General features: G+C 47.0%; 16 protein-coding genes. 5 read left to right on the top strand and 11 right to left on the bottom strand.

Features of this window, described 5'->3' with window-relative positions; translation table 11 throughout:
• Window positions 1–36: 36 nt before the first annotated feature.
• Window positions 37–534 carry a pilin gene (locus AC2CG4_RS12105; protein WP_484486494.1) on the bottom strand — a complete coding sequence of 166 codons (498 nt, stop codon included), beginning with the start codon at window positions 532–534 and terminating at the stop codon, window positions 37–39.
• Between the two features lie 366 nt (window positions 535–900).
• Between AC2CG4_RS12105 and pilB the strand changes: the two genes are divergently transcribed.
• Genes pilB through yacG form a run of 5 tightly spaced genes read left to right on the top strand, consistent with a single transcriptional unit; the run spans window position 901 to window position 5,669 of the window.
• The gene (gene pilB, locus AC2CG4_RS12110; RefSeq protein WP_484486495.1) at window positions 901–2,628 is read left to right on the top strand and encodes a type IV-A pilus assembly ATPase PilB; all 1,728 of its coding nucleotides are present in this window, start codon (window positions 901–903) and stop codon (window positions 2,626–2,628) included.
• A gap of 3 nt (window positions 2,629–2,631) precedes the next feature.
• The gene (locus AC2CG4_RS12115) at window positions 2,632–3,915 is read left to right on the top strand and encodes a type II secretion system F family protein (RefSeq protein WP_484486496.1); all 1,284 of its coding nucleotides are present in this window, start codon (window positions 2,632–2,634) and stop codon (window positions 3,913–3,915) included.
• Between the two features lie 2 nt (window positions 3,916–3,917).
• Window positions 3,918–4,814 (top strand): prepilin peptidase, encoded by an 897-nt coding sequence (locus AC2CG4_RS12120; protein ID WP_484486497.1) that lies wholly within the window; start codon window positions 3,918–3,920, stop codon window positions 4,812–4,814.
• Window positions 4,815–4,823: 9 nt separating this feature from the next.
• On the top strand, window positions 4,824–5,450 hold the full coding sequence (gene coaE, locus AC2CG4_RS12125; RefSeq protein ID WP_484486498.1) for a dephospho-CoA kinase: 627 nt from the start codon (window positions 4,824–4,826) through the stop codon (window positions 5,448–5,450).
• 6 nt (window positions 5,451–5,456) lie between these two features.
• Entirely contained in the window at window positions 5,457–5,669 is a 213-nt protein-coding gene (gene yacG, locus AC2CG4_RS12130) for a DNA gyrase inhibitor YacG (RefSeq protein WP_484486499.1), read from the top strand.
• Between the two features lie 49 nt (window positions 5,670–5,718).
• On the opposite strand, the gene AC2CG4_RS12135 is transcribed toward yacG, so the two are convergent.
• From AC2CG4_RS12135 to murC, 10 genes are all read right to left on the bottom strand, one after another.
• Window positions 5,719–6,672 (bottom strand): Nudix family hydrolase, encoded by a 954-nt coding sequence (locus tag AC2CG4_RS12135; protein WP_484486500.1) that lies wholly within the window; start codon window positions 6,670–6,672, stop codon window positions 5,719–5,721.
• 17 nt (window positions 6,673–6,689) lie between these two features.
• Complete coding sequence (gene argJ, locus AC2CG4_RS12140) at window positions 6,690–7,910, bottom strand: bifunctional glutamate N-acetyltransferase/amino-acid acetyltransferase ArgJ (RefSeq protein ID WP_484486501.1); 1,221 nt, start codon at window positions 7,908–7,910, stop codon at window positions 6,690–6,692.
• 97 nt (window positions 7,911–8,007) lie between these two features.
• A complete protein-coding gene (gene secA, locus AC2CG4_RS12145) occupies window positions 8,008–10,737 on the bottom strand; it encodes a preprotein translocase subunit SecA (protein ID WP_484486502.1) in 2,730 nt (909 codons plus the stop codon).
• A gap of 157 nt (window positions 10,738–10,894) precedes the next feature.
• Entirely contained in the window at window positions 10,895–11,824 is a 930-nt protein-coding gene (locus AC2CG4_RS12150) for a M23 family metallopeptidase (RefSeq protein ID WP_484486503.1), read from the bottom strand.
• Between the two features lie 332 nt (window positions 11,825–12,156).
• Window positions 12,157–13,068: a UDP-3-O-acyl-N-acetylglucosamine deacetylase gene (gene lpxC / locus AC2CG4_RS12155; protein WP_484486504.1), complete on the bottom strand. Its 912-nt coding sequence runs from the start codon at window positions 13,066–13,068 to the stop codon at window positions 12,157–12,159.
• A 131-nt stretch (window positions 13,069–13,199) separates the two neighbouring features.
• Window positions 13,200–14,381: a cell division protein FtsZ gene (gene ftsZ, locus AC2CG4_RS12160; RefSeq protein WP_062060292.1), complete on the bottom strand. Its 1,182-nt coding sequence runs from the start codon at window positions 14,379–14,381 to the stop codon at window positions 13,200–13,202.
• 49 nt (window positions 14,382–14,430) lie between these two features.
• Window positions 14,431–15,669 carry a cell division protein FtsA gene (gene ftsA / locus AC2CG4_RS12165; protein WP_484486505.1) on the bottom strand — a complete coding sequence of 413 codons (1,239 nt, stop codon included), beginning with the start codon at window positions 15,667–15,669 and terminating at the stop codon, window positions 14,431–14,433.
• Window positions 15,670–15,729: 60 nt separating this feature from the next.
• Window positions 15,730–16,836, bottom strand: a complete 1,107-nt coding sequence (locus tag AC2CG4_RS12170) for a cell division protein FtsQ/DivIB (protein ID WP_484486506.1) — start codon at window positions 16,834–16,836, stop codon at window positions 15,730–15,732.
• 24 nt (window positions 16,837–16,860) lie between these two features.
• A complete protein-coding gene (locus AC2CG4_RS12175; protein ID WP_484486507.1) occupies window positions 16,861–17,835 on the bottom strand; it encodes a D-alanine--D-alanine ligase in 975 nt (324 codons plus the stop codon).
• A gap of 11 nt (window positions 17,836–17,846) precedes the next feature.
• Window positions 17,847–19,235 carry a UDP-N-acetylmuramate--L-alanine ligase gene (murC, locus tag AC2CG4_RS12180; RefSeq protein WP_484486524.1) on the bottom strand — a complete coding sequence of 463 codons (1,389 nt, stop codon included), beginning with the start codon at window positions 19,233–19,235 and terminating at the stop codon, window positions 17,847–17,849.
• Between the last annotated feature and the right edge of the window lie 6 nt (window positions 19,236–19,241).

Genomic DNA, 19,241 nt, shown 5'->3' on the forward strand with positions numbered 1-19,241 from the left:
AGCCGAAGCTCCTTTTTTATACCAGCTTACAACCTATTATGGGCGGCAGCTAGATGGGCGATATTTCTCAAGCATAGTTGCAGATGTTGTACCAGCAGTTCCCATCAAAGTAGTGCCGGCCGGCGGCTTGCCCGTAGCGCAAACCCATGCCAATGGAGCAGTACTGTTAGCGCCACCAGCAGCATAAGCCGTCAAACCTAGAGTAGCAGCAGCAATGCGATCATTGGCATTATTACCATACAAAATAGTTATACCGCCATCGTTCACTGTTACAGATGTCACGTAATTACCAACAATACTAACAGCAGCTGCCATACCTGCAGATGCGTTATTTGGCGGCAATCTGCCGCGGTTGGAGCGGAACTCAGAAACAGATGCCTTTGCCTCACCGGCCAATGCCAAACCTTCGGACACTTGGGTGCGGATGGTGTAATCCTGATAAGCAGGCAACGCAACAGCAGCCAGAATACCGATAATAGCAACAACGATCATCAATTCAATCAGGGTAAAACCCTTTTGCATTAACTTACTCATAAACTTTTCTCCACAGTTAAATTACTTACACGATAAAACATAACACACCTACCCAGAAGCAAACTGCATACCAACTTACACGCACCAAATGGCAACACCATACAGCATCGCTGTATTTATACCTGCTGTAATGAAACAACCACTAAATCATGCAAGTAAATACCCATTAACGGAGGCACAAAGAGTCGCTAAGTGACCTTTTTTGTCACTAAGCGATAGTCGCCAAGTGAAAACAGAACCCAGATTGAGCTATGACGCCAAATCTCACTATTGAGAGAAGCGGTAATCGAGAGAAGCTGCTAAAGTTGAGTTAGTATCACTCGCCAGCTACGAGACAAATAAAACCTGCGGACTTGAGAAGCTTTCATGAACACCCCGATCCCTACCCCCCTCAATGGCCTTGCAAGGCGCCTGGTTGCCGATAACCTTCTGGATGCAGAGCTTGCTTCCAAAGCAGCATCTCATGCAAAAAAAGAAAAAACTCCCTTTGTTCAACATTTAGTTGCGCACGGAATTTTAGATGCAAGAACAATTGCTCGTGTGGCATCAGAAGAATTTGGCTCCCCCGTTTTTGATCTTGACGCATTGAATGGTGACGCCATACCTCAAAAGCTGGTTGATGACAAACTCGTCAGAAAACACCATATATTACCTCTTGCCCGTCGCGGTAATCGTCTTTTCTTGGCAGTCACTGACCCCACTGATTTACATGCACTTGATGAAATCAAGTTTAATACCGGAATCAACACAGAGGCAGTGTTAGTTGAGGCCGACAAACTAAAAATAGCGATAGATAAATATCTCAATTCTCAAGAAGAGACTTTGGGGGATGCACTTGGCGGGCTAGATGGTGATTTAGATGATCTGGATATTGAAGCCGTCGATCCAAATGCAAAAGTGGATGAAGGCACCTCTGAAGCTGACGAGGCACCGATTGTTAAATATATTAATAAGGTATTGCTGGATGCAATCAAAATAGGCGCATCTGATATTCACTTTGAACCTTACGAGAAAAGCTACCGGATCCGTTTTCGTACCGATGGTGTACTGACTGAAATGTCGCGTCCGCCAGTAAATCTGGCTACACGCATGGCTGCACGCTTAAAAGTTATGTCGCAAATGGACATATCAGAGCGCCGCATGCCGCAGGATGGGCGCATAAAATTAAAAGTATCCAAAACACGGGCAATTGATTTTCGTGTAAACACATTGCCTACTCTTTTCGGTGAAAAAATTGTACTGCGTATTCTCGACCCAAGCTCTGCAAAACTGGGGATCGACGCGCTGGGATATGAGGATATACAGAAAAAGCTCTATATGGATGCATTGGCCCAATCGCAAGGAATGATTCTGGTTACAGGACCGACAGGTAGCGGTAAAACTGTTTCGCTTTACACAGGACTTAATATTCTCAATACATCAGAGGTAAACATTTCCACTGCAGAAGATCCAGTGGAAATCAACCTTGAAGGTATTAACCAAGTTCAAATGAACACCCGGGTGGGCCTTACCTTTGCAGAAGCGCTCCGCTCTTTTTTGCGGCAAGACCCTGACATAATCATGGTCGGTGAGATTCGAGATTTGGAAACTGCTGAGATTGCAATTAAAGCATCGCAAACTGGCCACTTGGTTTTATCTACACTTCATACCAATTCAGCCCCCGAAACATTAACTCGCCTATTAAATATGGGGGTTCCGGCATTTAACGTTGCAACTAGCGTTAGCCTGATTATCGCCCAACGACTTGCTCGCCGACTATGCCCGCAATGTAAAAAACCTGCTACTGATATCCCTGCAGATATTCTGACAGAGGAAGGGTTTGACGAAATAGGTATACCGCGCGCAGAATTTCAACTCTTCCACCCAGTTGGTTGTGAAAAATGCAACCTTGGTTATAAAGGGCGCGTAGGCGTATATGAAGTAGTTCGCATCACCCCACTGATTGCCAACCTTATAATGGAAGGCGGCAATTCACTTCAAATTGCGCGCGCCGCAAAGGAAGCTGGCTTTAATAACCTTAGGGTTTCCGCATTGCGTAAAGTAGCAATGGGACTAACCAGCCTCGAAGAGGCCAACCGAGTCACCAAGGATTAATCCATGGCATTAACATCCACATCAAAATCAACTAGTAGCGCGTCCACCAAGACGAAGGCAGTAGTTAAAGCCAAGCAAGTTCCTACCACCAATACCTATACCTATAAAGGTGTGGATAAGAAGGGCAATAAAATACAAGGGGAAATAAATGGCGGTAGCCCGACCATTGTTAAAACTCTGCTAGCCAAACAGGGAATTACAGCTAGAACAGTTTCAAAAAAGGCCAAGCCTCTGTTTGGCTCCACAGGAAAAGCAATCAAGCCAACGGATATCGCTGTGTTTTCGCGCCAAATGGCTACAATGATGAAGGCTGGCGTACCCTTGGTTCAAGCATTTGATATTGTAGCCGATGGACTTGAAAATCCTAATTTGCGCAAGCTGGTACTAAGTATTCGAGATAGTGTTGCCGCGGGTGGTGGTTTTGCAAACTCTCTTAAAGAGCACCCAAGATATTTCGATGATCTCTTTTGTAATCTGGTGGACGCAGGAGAACAATCCGGCGCGCTGGAAACGATGCTTGATCGAATAGCCACCTATAAAGAAAAAACAGAATCACTGAAAGCAAAAATCAAAAAAGCTATGACCTATCCGATAGCAGTAGTGGTGGTCGCCATTGTCGTTACAGGAGTGCTTCTAGTAAAAGTAGTACCGCAATTCGCCGAAACATTTAGCAGTTTTGGAGCCGAACTTCCTGCGTTTACTTTGTTTGTATTAGGCCTATCAGAATTTGCACAAGCATATTGGTTTATAATTTTAGTAAGCATCGCTGGCGGCCTTTTCGCGTTTAAGGAGGCAAAACACAGATCAGCTAGCTTCGCATACCTCATGGATCGGTACATTTTAAAGGTACCAATCATCGGGCAAATTGTTTATCTTTCAGTTATGGCGCGGTTCGCTAGAACTCTTGCAACTACATTTGCTGCTGGCGTCCCCCTTATTGATGCATTAACTTCAGTTTCTGGAGCTGCGGGCAATAGGATTTATGCTGACGCAATTATTAGAGTTAGAGATGATGTATCAACAGGTATCCAATTAAACACCGCGCTCAAAGCTAGAGCTATTTTTCCAACCCTACTAATTCAGATGGCAGCAATTGGCGAAGAATCTGGTGCGCTAGATGCAATGCTAGATAAAGTTGCTGTTTACTATGAAGAAGCAGTAGATAATATGGTTGACAGCCTTACCTCTCTACTTGAGCCTTTAATCATGTCAGTGCTGGGTGTACTAGTTGGTGGATTGATGATCGCAATGTACCTCCCCATCTTCCAACTCGGTGCGGTTGTATAAACGTGACGTTATTTTCAGCTCTGCAAGCCTATCCACTGTTAGGCTTGGCTTGCACCTTGGTGCTTGGCTTACTCGTTGGCAGTTTTCTAAACGTTGTTATTTATCGTCTGCCCAAGATGATGGAGCGGGACTGGCAAAATCAATGTCGCGATTTCTTAGCCAATGATGGCGATATAGCGTCTCTCCCTACTAACGATGCAAAGCAGGAACCGTTTAATTTAATGGTTCCTGTTTCTCGCTGCCCCCACTGCGGCCACAAGATCAAACCTTGGGAAAACATTCCTGTCATTAGTTATTTGTTTTTACGTGGAAAATGCTCCAATTGTAAAGCCAACATTTCTATTCGTTACCCCAGCATTGAATTAGTGACAGGCTTACTGTCTGTCGCCGTTATTTATTATATTGGTGTCAACTGGAACGGTTTGGCGGCACTCATATTTACTTGGTCGCTCATCGCCTTGACCATGATCGACTTTGATACCTACTTACTGCCAGACGATATTACCCTTCCCCTGCTTTGGCTCGGCTTAATCGCCAATAGTTTTGGCGCATTTACGGATTTGCCCAGCGCACTCTGGGGGGCAATAGCGGGTTACTTGGCGCTCTGGTCGGTGTATAAACTCTTTAAACTGGTGACGGGTAAAGAGGGTATGGGCTACGGCGATTTTAAATTACTCGCCGCGCTCGGTGCATGGATGGGCTGGCAAATGCTGCCGCAGATTATTTTGCTGTCATCGCTTGTGGGCGCAGTAATTGGCATCAGTATGATTGTTATTCGTGGTCGCGATAAAAACATCCCCATTCCCTTTGGCCCCTATCTAGCCATCGCCGGTTGGATTGCTTTTATCTGGGGCGATGCCATTAATCAATCCTACTTAAAACTGTTTGTTGTTCATTAGGTTGTATAAATGCCTCTGATTATTGGACTCACAGGCGGCATTGGCAGCGGCAAGTCTGAAGCGAGCAATAGATTCATCGCACGTGGTATAAAGGTTGTTGATGCAGATATAGTCGCGCGCGAAGTAGTTGCACAAGGAAAGCCGGCATTAGCAGAGATTGCCGCTCACTTTGGCGCAGATATTCTTGATGACGCTGGCAATCTCAACCGCGCCAAGCTGCGCACCATTATCTTTGCCGACCCTGCGGAAAAAAAATGGCTCGAAGCCCTATTACACCCGATTATTAACGCCGAAATTCGCCACCAACTTGCCAACGCAACCAGCCCCTACGCGATTCTTGCGTCGCCACTGCTACTGGAAACACAACAATATCAATTAGTGGATCGCACTTTAATAATCGATACTAGCGAGCAACTGCAATTGGCGCGTGCCACTCAGCGCGACCAAAACAACGAGGCGCAAATCAAAGCCATTATGCAAACCCAGCTCACGCGCCAAGAGCGTTGTGCAAGAGCGACAGACATTATTGAAAACTACGGCAGTATTGACGCCTTGGAAAACCAAGTTGAACAGCTGCATCAACTTTATCTTGAATTGGCGCAGTCCAGCGTAAAATCACACACTCAAACAAACTGACTTATTATGCACAGCACATCGCCCGACTCTGACCTGACATCGCTCAAACTCGCCTGCCCCAGCTGTAAAAAAACAGTGCTCTGGAATGATGACTTTCCTCATCGCCCCTTCTGCAGTGATCGCTGCCGCCTGATTGATTTAGGTGAATGGGCGAGCGAAAACCATCGCATCGCGGGGGACAATTTGGATATTAATTCAGAGGATGAACAGCATCAGTAATCGCTGCCCTACTGAACTCAGAGCGCAACTTCTACCTTTCACCGACCAGCTACCACCAAGCACTAATGCCCGCAACACCCTGTGCGCCGCACGAGCGCGCAACAGTTAAATGCTCGTCGCCAACCCCACCCAAAGCATACACAGGCACGTTTGATTGCTCTACAAGCGTGGAAAACAGTTCCCAGCCCAATGACTGCACCGATGGATGGGAGTTGGTCGGCAATACCGGCGATAAGACGAGATAGTCTGCACCTATCTGTTGTGCATGAATAATCTCTTCTGCGTTGTGACAGGAAACACCAAGCAACACCTCTGGTGCAACAGGCCGTTGACGTATAGCCGCAGCATGATGGCTATTGAGATGTAACCCCAGATTTTGCTCAGGGCGAGAATTTGCGATTCGAGCAAATTCAGCAAGCGAGCAATTAATTACCAAGCGAGCACTGGCTTGGTTGACCGCTGCCAGCGTCTTATTTAGCAACGACTGATGCGTATTCAAATAAAAGTCGGCAATACGCAGCTGCACTATAGATAAGCCCTGTGCCAGCGCCTTGTTTAATCGCGCAATACAATCATCTTCATCGCGAGAGGTACCGGTTATCAGATATTTTTCCGGCAGATTAATCGCAGCAATAATCGGGCGATTCGCAGCGGGAAATTCAAAGTCCTGCAGTGCTTTGGCATCTACCCACTGAACAGGCTGCCCCTCATTGCCCACCGGAATACCCGAGAATTGGGTGACTTTTTGAACATTCAGCAAAACGGATTTATCTGGGTAGTGATGGCGAATTTGAATAAGCGGCTGACTGGCGAGCACATTAATCGCAAGCTCCTCCTGCAATTCACGCACGAGCGCTTGCTCAATTGTTTCGCCAGCGTCGACCTTACCGCCAGGAAACTCCCACAAACCACCTTGATGGGCGCTTAGCGGGCGTTTGGCGATAAGAATTTTGCCATCAGCATTTACAATCACACCAACGGCAACATGCACCAATTTAGTCACGATGAAATGCGAAACAATTAAGAGCGGTAATCCGCATTGATGCGAACATATTCATAGGAGAGATCGGTCGTCCACACAGTTTCAGCAAAGTCGCCGCGGCCCAAATTGATATTAATCGCAATTTCAGCTTGGCTCATCACCGCTTGCCCCTGCTCTTCCGTATAGGTTTTTGCACGGCCGCCGTTTTCAACGATTAGCGTATCGTTCAAATGCACACGAACCTTGGTCGCATCCAAATCAGGCACACCAGCATAACCGATTGCCGCCACAATGCGCCCCCAGTTAGGGTCTGAAGCAAAAAGTGCGGTTTTAATTAAGGGTGAATGCGCTACGGCATAGGCGACATCCAAACACTCATCGCGATTAGCACCACCACTGACTGCAACCGTAACAAACTTGGTTGCCCCTTCACCATCACTGACAATACTTTTGGCCAGATGCACATGCGCAGCAAGAATAACTTCACGCAATTTTTCGTAGAGTTCGCCGCTGGCCGTATTCACCTCGGGCAAATCTACCTGACCGGTAGCAATTAAAATGCAAGAGTCGTTAGTCGAAGTATCGCCATCAATCGTAATGCGATTAAAGGATTTATCGGCAGCTTCACGCGCTAACTGTTGCAGCAATTCTTGCGAGACTTTTGCATCAGTGGCGATATAACCGAGCATGGTCGCCATATTGGGCTTAATCATGCCCGCGCCTTTGGAGATACCATTAACGGTAATCAGCTTACCTTGATATTCAAACTGCTGACTAAAACCCTTGGGGCGTGTATCGGTGGTCATAATGCCAGCGCCCGCATCTTCCCAGCCATTTTCATTCACCTTTTCCAATGCCTCAGGCACTACCGCAATAATTTTTTGCACCGGCAATGGTTCGCCAATAACGCCCGTTGAAAAGGGCAGGACTTGCTCAGGCTTAACTCCCGCGCGCTCAGCAATTGCAGCGCAGGTCGCTTTGGCATCCAGCAAACCTTGTTCACCAGTACAGGCATTGGCATTGCCCGAGTTGATAATCAAAAAGCGAATAGGCTGTGCCGCCAAATGTTCTCTGCAGACAGTCACCGGTGCCGCGCAAAAGGCATTTTTTGTAAACACTCCGGCAACACTACTGCCTTCGGCCAGCTCAAATAAAACCACATCGCGGCGACCGACTTTTTTAATACCAGCGCTCACTGCGGTTAATTTCACACCCTTTACTGGATGCATGTGCGGAAACGGATATTCACCTACGGCCATAATATAAATCTCGATATTTGTTCAGAATCAATTTTCTAATAAGAAAGCCTAGCCAAATGCACAGAGCCTCGCAATTGCGAGGCTCTGGTGGAAAGCATTACTCTAAAGCACCGTGACAACTTTTGAATTTTTTCCCAGAGCCACAAGGACATGGATCATTGCGCCCCACCTTACGACCTTCGCGCACCACTTGGTTTTGTGGCATTGCCCGAGGCTCTTCAGGTTGCCCCAAGGAAGAGAGCTCATCATGACGCAGCTGCATTTTTTGACGAGCTAATTCCTCGCGACGCTGATTTTCCATCTCTTCCATTTGCTCGCGTGAAATAGGTTCAACCCGCGCCATCAAATGAACAGTTTCTCGCTTCACCGTCATCAATAAACTTTGGAACAGTTCAAATGCTTCACGCTTATATTCCTGCTTTGGATTTTTTTGCGCATAAGAGCGCAAATTAATTCCCTGACGCAGATGATCCATAGTGGCAAGGTGATCTTTCCAAGCATTATCCAACACCTGCAACATTACTTGCTTTTCAATCTCAAACATTATTTCGCCGACACGCTCGCACTTCGCATCATATGCACCCTGAATTTCAGCAAGAATTTTCTTGCGCAAGGTTTCTTCATGCAGGCGAGTATCCTCTCCCAACCATTTGGCGATGGGCAAACGCAGACCATAATCGCTTTCGATTTGCTTTTCCAAGTCAGGAATATTCCATTGATCCTCAATTGATTGTGGTGGAATAAACTCACTTACCAAATCATCAACCACTTCTTCACGCACCGCAGTAATGGTGTCGCGAATTGAATCCGCATCTAACAACTCATTGCGCTGATGATAAATAATTTGGCGCTGATCGTTAGCAACATCATCAAATTCAAGCAATTGCTTACGGATATCAAAATTGCGCCCTTCCACTTTACGCTGCGCTTTTTCAATAGCGTTATTCACCATGCGATGTTCAATCGCCTCTCCTTTTTCCATCCCCAATGCCTGCATAAAATTACGCACGCGCTCGGAAGCAAAAATACGCATTAAGTTATCTTCTAATGATAAATAAAAACGCGTTAACCCAGGGTCGCCTTGACGGCCCGCACGACCGCGCAACTGATTATCGATACGACGCGACTCATGACGCTCGGTACCAATAATATGTAACCCGCCCGCAGCCAACACGGCTTCATGGCGAATTTTCCATTCAGCTTTAACTGCTGCGATTTGTTCTGGTGTTGGGTTTTCCAACTTCGCAATATCAGACTCCCAGCGCCCGCCCAGCACAATGTCGGTACCGCGACCAGCCATATTGGTGGCGATAGTTACCGTAGCCGGACGTCCGGCCTGAGCAATAATTTCGGCTTCCTGCGCATGGAATTTCGCATTGAGCACTTGGTGTTTAATACCAGCAGCAGTCAAGCGACGCGACATCTCTTCCGATGTTTCAATCGATGCCGTACCTACCAGAATGGGAGCATTTTTTGCTTGAAATAATTTAATATCTTCAACAATGGCGAGATATTTTTCTTCGAGCGATAAAAAAACCTTATCGTTCATATCCAAACGCTGTACGGTTTTATTGGTGGGAATTACCACCACATCCAAACCATAAATCTCACGAAACTCATAGGCTTCGGTATCAGCCGTACCGGTCATACCGGATAAGGTTGGGTAGAGACGGAAATAATTCTGAAAGGTGGTAGACGCAAGTGTTTGACTTTCGCTTTGAATCGCAACACCCTCTTTAGCTTCAATTGCCTGATGTAAACCTTCCGATAAGCGACGCCCCGGCATAGTACGACCAGTGTGCTCATCAATTAACACTACTTGCCCTTCCTGAACAATGTATTCCACATTGAGATGAAAAAGTGCATGTGCGCGCAGCGCAGAGTTGACGTGATGCAATAACGAAAGATTATTCGCCGCGTAAAGATTTTGTTCTGCTTGCAGCAATCCAGCTTGAATTAATAAATCTTCTACTTTTTGATGACCATCTTCAGTCAATTCAACCTGACGCGATTTTTCATCCACCGTAAAATGACCTGGATCACTAATAACACGACGATCTCCATCTTCGCCGTTATCAATTTGGCGCTTCAGCTTTAGTACCAGTTGATTAACGCGTTTATACATCTCTGCACTATTTTCTGCTGCACCAGAAATAATCAGCGGGGTACGCGCCTCATCGATAAGAATCGAATCCACCTCGTCGATCACCGCAAAACTAAGATCGCGCTGAACTTTGTCACGCTTACTGAGAGCCATGTTATCGCGCAGGTAATCAAAACCATATTCGTTATTAGTGCCATAGGTCACATCTGCGGCATAGGCTGCACGTTTAACCGCTTGTGGCTGCATAGATTGAATAACACCCACAGTCATACCGAGAAATTCGTACAACGGCATCATCCAGTTAGCATCACGACTTGCCAAATAATCATTCACTGTAACTATATGAACACCCTTGCCCGTCAATGCGTGAAGATAACTAGGCAGTGTCGACACCAAGGTTTTACCTTCTCCAGTACGCATCTCCGCAATACACCCTTCATGCAAAGTCATACCGCCAATCAACTGCACATCAAAGTGACGCATACCCAGAACACGATGCCCAGCTTCGCGCACAGTTGCGAAGGCTTCCGGTAACAATTGATCAAGGGTTTCACCGTTTTGAAAGCGCTCGCGAAATTCTATTGTTTTTGCCTTGAGTTGCTCATCACTGAGCTTTTGCATATCTGGCTCAAGCGCATTAATACGCTGTACAACTTTATTCATGCGCTTTAGTTCGCGCTCATTTTTTGAACCAAAAACTGCCTTGATTAACTTACCGATCATTTTTTAATACCGTAAAAATTCCATAGACTGAATACATTTTGCGCAGCGAAATACAGGCGAAATAACCTAGAGGTACCCTAAGGTAAGGCTGGCAAGTAAATAGGAAGGAGCCGAGTAAAGCAAGAGCGAAATCTGCTTCTCAGCGGAGGAGATGATTTTAGCGATTAGTGCGGCGGATATAGCTGGCTGGATCTACTACGCGACCATTTTTATAGACCTCAAAATGGACATGAGGCGCTGTTGATCGCCCCGTCGACCCCGACAGGGCAATCACTTGCCCCTTTTTTACAACATCACCTGCCTTAACAAGATTAGATGTATTGTGAGCATAGCGAGTAACCAAACCGTCGCCATGTTTAATTTCAACCATATTGCCATATTCAGGATGGCGCCCGGCCCAATTCACTACACCGGCAGCGACAGTGCTGACTTTGCTGCCTTGGCGTGCAGTAAAATCAATACCAGAATGAAATGCAGTCTTGCCGGTAAACGGATCTTTGCGGTAGCCATAGCGAGATGAAACCCAAGCATTGGCGACTGGAGCACCAGACACAAGGGTCTCTTGTTGCAAACTACGGTTGGCTAGTAACGACTCTATTGTATTGAGCTGCTGTTCGCGACTGTCGACCTGCTGGGAGAGTAGATCTATTGCAGTGAAAAAATCGGGCGCAGAATAAAGTGTTTCCGGACTGGATTTAGAAGGGCCGCCGAGCGCTGGAATTTGGCTGAAATCAAACTCGCCTTGCTCTAAGTTTGCCGCTGATGTGAGCTTTTCACCGAGTGCATCCAGGCGCATTAAACGTGCCTGCAACTCCCCCATTTTACTTGTCAGTGCAGCGATTTGTGCTTCTGAGGCTGCTCGTTCCTGTTCAATTTCCGACTCTCGTGCAGAGAGAATGGCCATCCAAGCCTTAGTATCAGTATTAAAAAAGCCATCCCGCTCATCGGATACTAGCCAGCTATAGCCCCAAGCGCCAACAAAGGTGGGAATTCCCAACAGGCACACAGACAGAAACGCACGTGTCCACCCGCCCAGGGTGAAACTGCGAGCTTGCGCATGGTCTTTGTTGACGATAATAATCTTCATTTGGAAATCTACTTTTTTATAGGTTAAAAAACCATTCACCTCGGGTCTTGCCCGATGAGTTTTCGATAAAAAATTCGACTCTCAGATCGCGAATCACCTTCGGGTGAACACAGTTGGACATCCAATGAAAACACTTTTACTTTATTAAACAACTAATAAAAAGCGTTTTAAAACAGCCAGTTACAACAACTTCTCAGCGGAAATATGGCATTGCGGAGATTCCTTGCAATATGCCTAAAACGGCATAAGCCCGAAATATCGCATAGATAGGAAGGTTTTAACAAGTGCAATTTTAGCCGTCGTTTAAAAATTAGACATAATACCAATACCTTTTATGCAGCAACTATCGGCGGCATATAAGCAATGGGTAACTGCTGCCCCTCTTCAAAAGTGACTATCTCCCAAGCATCTGGCTGCTCAATCAACAACCTTAAGGCGCGATTATTAAGAGAGTGGCCTGACTTATGCGCTCTGTATTCACAGATCAAACTATTGCCGAGCATATACAAGTCGCCGATAGCATCGAGCACCTTGTGCTTCACAAACTCATCTTCAAAGCGAAGACCATCTTCATTAAGAATCTTGTATTGATCCACCACTATTGCATTATCCATACTGCCACCACGGGCAAGGCCCTTGGAGCGCAAGTATTCAATTTCATGCATAAAGCCAAAGGTACGCGCACGGCTGATGTCTTTGACGAAGGTTGAGCTGGAGAATTCCAGCTCAGTCTGCGGACGACGATCTTTAAATACAGGATGATCAAACTCGATAGAAAACGACACTTTGAAGCCATCGAAAGGAATAAAACTGGCAAATTTATCGCCATCTTTTAGGGTGACTTCCTTTTTTATACGAACGAATTTTTTGGGCGCATTCTGTTCCTGGACACCGGCAGATTGAATCAAAAACACAAAGGGACCGGCGCTGCCATCCATGATCGGAATTTCAGGCGCATTTAATTCGACAATCGCATTATCTATACCCAGCCCAGCCATAGCTGACATCAAGTGCTCAACAGTAGAGACACGGACATCATCTTTAATCAGGCAGGTAGAAAGTGTCGTTTCACCTACATTTTTAGCGGTTGCTTTGATTTCTACCGGCGGATTTAAATCCACCCGGCGAAAAACTATGCCCGTATCGACCGGAGCTGGTAACAGGGTTAGATGAATTCGATCACCCGTATGAAGCCCTACTCCAGTCGTACGTATCGCATTTTTAAGCGTTCGCTGTTTGATCATTTCAACCCCTTACTCGTCTCACCGCTTCAATACCGCACAACAGGTACGGCCTGATTTTCATGGGCATGTTACCAATCAGAGAAACCACGAACCAGTTAAAACTGGCAATCTCCCCTATAGCTAAAAGCCGATTAATCAGCTTGGCGACGCAAGAAAGCAGGAATATCAAGATACTCCAACTCTTTGTCGCCCAAAGGTGCAGCCAACGCAGCTGCACTGGATGACTGTGCGTTAGCGCGCAAATGTGCAGGGCGATCAAGTGCCGCATAATCAACAGGCGGCGAAGTACGACGAGTGTTATCGACAACTTTGGTTGGAGTTGGCTTAGTTTCTTTTAGTGGCGCAACAGCGCTAGCAATAACACCCAAACCAGTTGCAACTACTGTCACACGCAATTCATTGGTCATTTCTGGATCGATTACAGTACCCACCACCACAGTCGCATCGCCGGAAGCAAACTCTTCAATAATGTTACCGACTTCAGAGTATTCACCGAGTGACAGATCAATACCAGCAGTGATGTTCACCAAGATGCCGCGCGCACCCTGCAAGTTCACATCTTCCAACAACGGACTGCGAATCGCAGCTTCAGCTGCTTCACGCGCACGATTTTCGCCAGTTGCGCGGCCAGTTCCCATCATCGCCATACCCATTTCCGACATAACAGTTCTTACGTCAGCAAAGTCTACGTTGATCATACCCGGGCGGATAATCAAGTCTGCAATGCCCTGCACGGCCCCGAGCAATACATTGTTTGCCGCCTTAAAAGCATCCAGCAAACTGGTGGATTTTCCCAAAACTGACAGCAGTTTTTCGTTAGGAATTGTAATCAGAGAGTCAACGCGTTCGCCCAGCTCTTTAATACCCGCGTCAGCAATCAACATGCGCTTTTTACCTTCGAAAGGAAAAGGCTTGGTGACGACAGCAACAGTCAAAATACCGAGATCACGTGCTACTTCTGCCACCACCGGTGCCGCACCCGTACCTGTACCACCGCCCATTCCGGCAGCGATAAACACCATATCGGCACCGCGCAATACTTCGGCGATCCGCTCGCGGTCTTCCATCGCCGCTTGACGACCGATTTCCGGGTTGGCTCCAGCACCCAAACCTTTGGTCATGGTATTGCCGAGCTGCAACACAGTGCGCGCATCTATATCTTTCAATGCTTGCGAATCGGTGTTGGCGCAAATAAATTCTACGCCTTCAATTTTACTCGCGATCATGTGCTTAACTGCGTTTCCGCCGCCACCACCAACACCGATCACTTTGATTACTGCGTTTTGATGAATGCTATCAACTAATTCAAACATGGCCACACCCCTTTTGTTTCCCTTGACTCAATCTGTGAAATAAATTTGGTTAAAAATTGCTCTGAAATATTTTTTTAATCTTGCTGAAAATTGAACCTTGCGATTCTTTGGCAGTAGATGATGCACGCCCACTGCCCTGTTGTTGCTTCATGGCGTAAATCAGTAAACCCACGCCCGTCGAATAAATGGGATTATTAACAATATCGGACAAACCGCGAATATTTTGCGGGGCACCGAGCCTGACCGGCATGTGGAAAATTTCTTCGGCCAATTCGATAACACCTTCCATTTTGGAAGTGCCACCGGTCAAAACAATACCTGCCGCAATTAAGTCTTCATAACCACTGCGGCGCAGCTCTGCCTGAATCAAGGTAAACAATTCGTCGTAGCGCGGTTCAACAACTTCCGCCAATGCTTGGCGAGATAAATCGCGCGGTTGGCGATCGCCAACACTTGGCACTTTAATGGTTTCATCCGGGCTGGTTAATTTCGCCAGCGCGCAGGCATATTTAATTTTGATTTCTTCTGCGTTAGGTGTTGGTGTGCGCAATGCCATAGCGATGTCATTAGTTACCTGATCGCCCGCAATCGGAATCACTCCGGTATGACGAATCGCACCGTCTTTAAAAATCGCGATGTCGGTAGTACCACCGCCAATATCAACCACACAGACACCCAGCTCTTTTTCATCGTCGGTTAACACCGAATAACTTGAAGCCAACTGCTCCAGAATGATGTCTTCTACTTCCAAGCCGCAGCGACGGATACACTTTTCAATATTTTGTGCCGCATTAACTGCGCAAGTCACCAAATGTACCTTAGCTTCCAAGCGTACACCCGACATACCCAGCGGCTCTTTTACGCCGTCTTGATCATCAATCAAAAATTCTTGCGGCAAAATGTGCAGGATTTTTTGATCTGCCGGAATCGCAACCGCTTGTGCAGCATCAATCACGCGTTCCAGATCCTGAGAAAACACTTCGCGATCACGAATCGCCACAATTCCATGCGAATTCAAACTGCGAATGTGACTGCCAGCGATTCCCGCGTAAACAGAGTGAATTTGGCAACCAGCCATTAACTCCGCCTCTTCAATTGCGCGCTGAATCGATAGCACTGTCGATTCGATATTTACCACCACCCCTTTTTTCAATCCATTGGAACGATGCGAACCTATGCCTACAATTTCCAGCTGCCCTTCAGGGGTAATCGCGCCGACGATAGCAACAACCTTGGATGTGCCTATATCCAAGCCTACGATCATTTTGTTGTCGCTAGCGTTTGCCATTCATAAACCTCATTTGCCAGTAGTTAGCCAATTCAAGCAACTGGCAATTTTCTTAATCAATTAATTGTGTGAAATAACCGAGGCTGCCGGAGTGGGCAAACTTACTTGCGCTTGGCTTTTTATATACTTTTTTGCCATCGCAGAGTCTGTTACCCAACGCACCGCAACTCCGTTTGTGTATCGCAAATCTATCGCTTTTACATCCTGCCAAACATTACCCAAATGCGTGTCGTATACAGTAACAAATCTACGCATTTTTTCCATCACTTGATCGCGTCCAAGTGCAATTTCTACATGATTTTTTATCGTTAAACGCCATGATTTTTTGTTATCGCACTTTAATGCGATCACTTCCAGTCCACGCGAGCGCAAAAGCTGGGATAAATCCTGATACTGCTGCAAAATTTCCGGCGCATCTGCTTCGCTTCCTTGCAGCCAAGGCAAGCCTGAAAGCTTACTTGCCTCATCAATTAGAACAATTTCACCGCGCTGATTTAAAAAACCATCCCCCCACCGGGCAATCGGTTTTTGCTCGGAAACTTTAACAACTAAGGTGTCCGGCCAACGGCGATTTAATGTCACACTTTCTACCCACGGATCGCTCAGCAATGCGTTTTTTAGTCGCATCAAGTCCAGCTGCAAAAAGTCATCATCAATTTCATTACCTATGAGCTCTGTCGCACGCTGCTTGGTTATGAAATTGAACTCCCCCTCCACTACCACGCTTTTAATCGGACGCTCAAACACTTTGGCAATCGGGCCACTGATCCAATAAATTCCAAAACACAATGCGATGACAAAAATAACGGCACCCAATTTGCGATTCATCCAAGAAAAACGCCATGAGTACCACCCTTTTTTTCCACTTCGACCAGTTCTTTGTCTCGGTACACGTTCCCTTCGACCTTGCGGTGATGCCTTGGCATAACCGCGTTCACGTTTGGCAGATCCATCCTGCCTTGCCACTGGTAAATCGGGCGCGACATAGCGCGATGGCGAACCTTCCAACAACACATCGCGCACTATGCGAGTTTCCGCTACTGGCTCACTGTGATCATCGCGCGCCGTTTCAATAGCGCGATTGCGGCGCGCCGATTTCACAACTTCAGCGCTACCTGGCTCAGCTCCTATACGCGGTTCGATGCGCTCGCCTTTCATGTCACGCATATTTTTTCACGCAGCTATTAGTCATTACACTTTTACCGCAAGACTTGCGCACAACACCTTAAGTACCAATTCAGCGAATGACAGGCCGACCGCCTTGGCCGCCATAGGCACCAAACTATGACTGGTCATTCCCGGTGCAGTATTAACTTCAAGCAGATAAAAATTATTCTTCCCATCTGCCATTACATCCACTCGCCCCCAACCACGACAACCAACGGCATTAAATGCATTGAGCGCGAGCGTTTTTAATTCCTGTTCTTTCTCAGCGGACAAACCGCAGGGACACAGGTAACGGGTATCGTCAGCAATATATTTTGCGTTGAAATCATAAAACGTATGGTCGGTTTCCAACTTGATTGGCGGCAATGCCTCACCATCCAAAATAGCGACCGTATATTCAGCCCCCACAATCAATCGCTCAACCAATACACTGCCTTGGTATTGCGCTGCTTTTTGAAATGCGGTTTCCAATTCGGCCGCAGTATTCACCCGCGACATGCCGATACTGGAACCTTCATTGGCGGGCTTCACCATTACATCACCACCCAAAGTGGTCAGCACTTTGGCAAAATCCGAACCTTGGGTGAGCACCGCAAATTCTGGCGTAGACAATCCTTGCTGCCCATTGATATCAATGCCGCGCCACAATTGTTTGGTGCGCAACTTATCCATTGCCAAGGCCGATGACGCAACATCGCTGCCGGTGTAAGGAATATTTAAAAATTCAAGCAGCGCTTGGATGCGGCCATCTTCACCGCCGGGACCATGCAAAATCAGAAAAGCGCGATCAATTTTTGCCGCTTGAATATCGGCAATAATGTTATCGCCCACATCGATTGCAACATGGTCAACGCCTGCTTCAACCAACGCCGCGATCACCGCTGCGCCACTTTGGAGCGAAATTTCCCGTTCAGCCGACAAACCACCAAAGAGCACACCTACGCGGCCCAATTGTTGTTTTAACGTTTCACTAATCGGCAGAGTTACTGCTTGTTTCACTTCATTAACCTCTAACGCAATTTTCGTTTTGCTAATTCAGGTGATAGAACACCCACATTACCTGCGCCTTGAGTAATCACTATGTCACCCGCGCGCACTATGTCTTTTACTATTGCGGCAACACCGTCTACCGTTTCCACAAAAATCGGTTCGATCACACCGCGCGCGCGAATACTGCGGCAGAGATGACGGCTGTCTGCACCGGGAATTGCATCCTCACCCGCGCTGTACACTTCCAGCATTACCAACGCATCTGCAGTCGAAAGTACTTCAACAAAATCTTCATAAAGATCGCGGGTGCGCGTGTATCTATGAGGCTGATAAATCATGACTAAACGGCGATCCGGCCAGCCATCGCGCACCGCCTTAATCACAGCAGCAACTTCGCGCGGGTGATGACCGTAATCATCCACCAACATAGCTTCACCTTCGCCCACCGGAAAATTGCCATACACTTGAAAGCGGCGACCAACACCTTGGAAGTTTTCAAGGCCAGCTTGAATCGCTTCGTCGCTGATGCCTTCATCTGTCGCCACGGCAATGACTGCCGTTGCGTTCAACACATTGTGAATACCGGGAATGTTAATGCGAATATGCAACGGCTTTTCATGGCCTGGTCGCAATACATCAAACTCGGAATGCATTTTGTCTTGTTTGATATTGATTGCGCGGAAATCGCAATTCTCATTAAAACCGTAAGTCAAAATCGGGCGCGACACCTCTGGAATAATGTCGCGAATCACCGGGTCTTCACCGCAGAGCACTGCCAAACCGTAAAATGGCAAGTTATGCAAAAACTCAATGAAAGTTTTTTTCAGTTTGGAGAAATCGCCGCCGTAAGTTTCCATATGATCGGCATCGATATTGGTCACAATCGCAACCATCGGTTGCAAATGTAAAAACGATGCATCGCTTTCATCGGCTTCGGCGACTAAATAGCGGCTCGCACCGAGTTGCGCATTAGTACCGGTACTATTAACCAAACCGCCGATAATAAAAGTCGGGTCTTGTTTTGCCGCAGCCAGAATAGAAGCCAACAAACTGGTCGTAGTGGTTTTACCGTGTGTACCCGCCACTGCAATACCGTGGCGATAGCGCATTAATTCGCCCAACATTTCGGCGCGGCGCACAATCGGGATGCGCAATTCGCGCGCACCCAGCATTTCCGGATTGCTTTCATTCACTGCGCTCGAATTCACTACCACATCAGCATCGCGCACGTTATCCGCTGAATGACCGATAAATACTTTTGCACCCTTGTTAACCAAACGCGCAGTGACGCTCGACTCTTTTATATCCGAGCCAGAAATTTCGTAACCTTGATTCAACAACACCTCGGCGATGCCACTCATACCAGCACCACCAATCCCAATAAAATGAATGCGGCGAATACGGCGCATTTCCGG

The sequence above is a fragment of the Cellvibrio sp. ATLC23 genome (genome assembly GCF_057196725.1).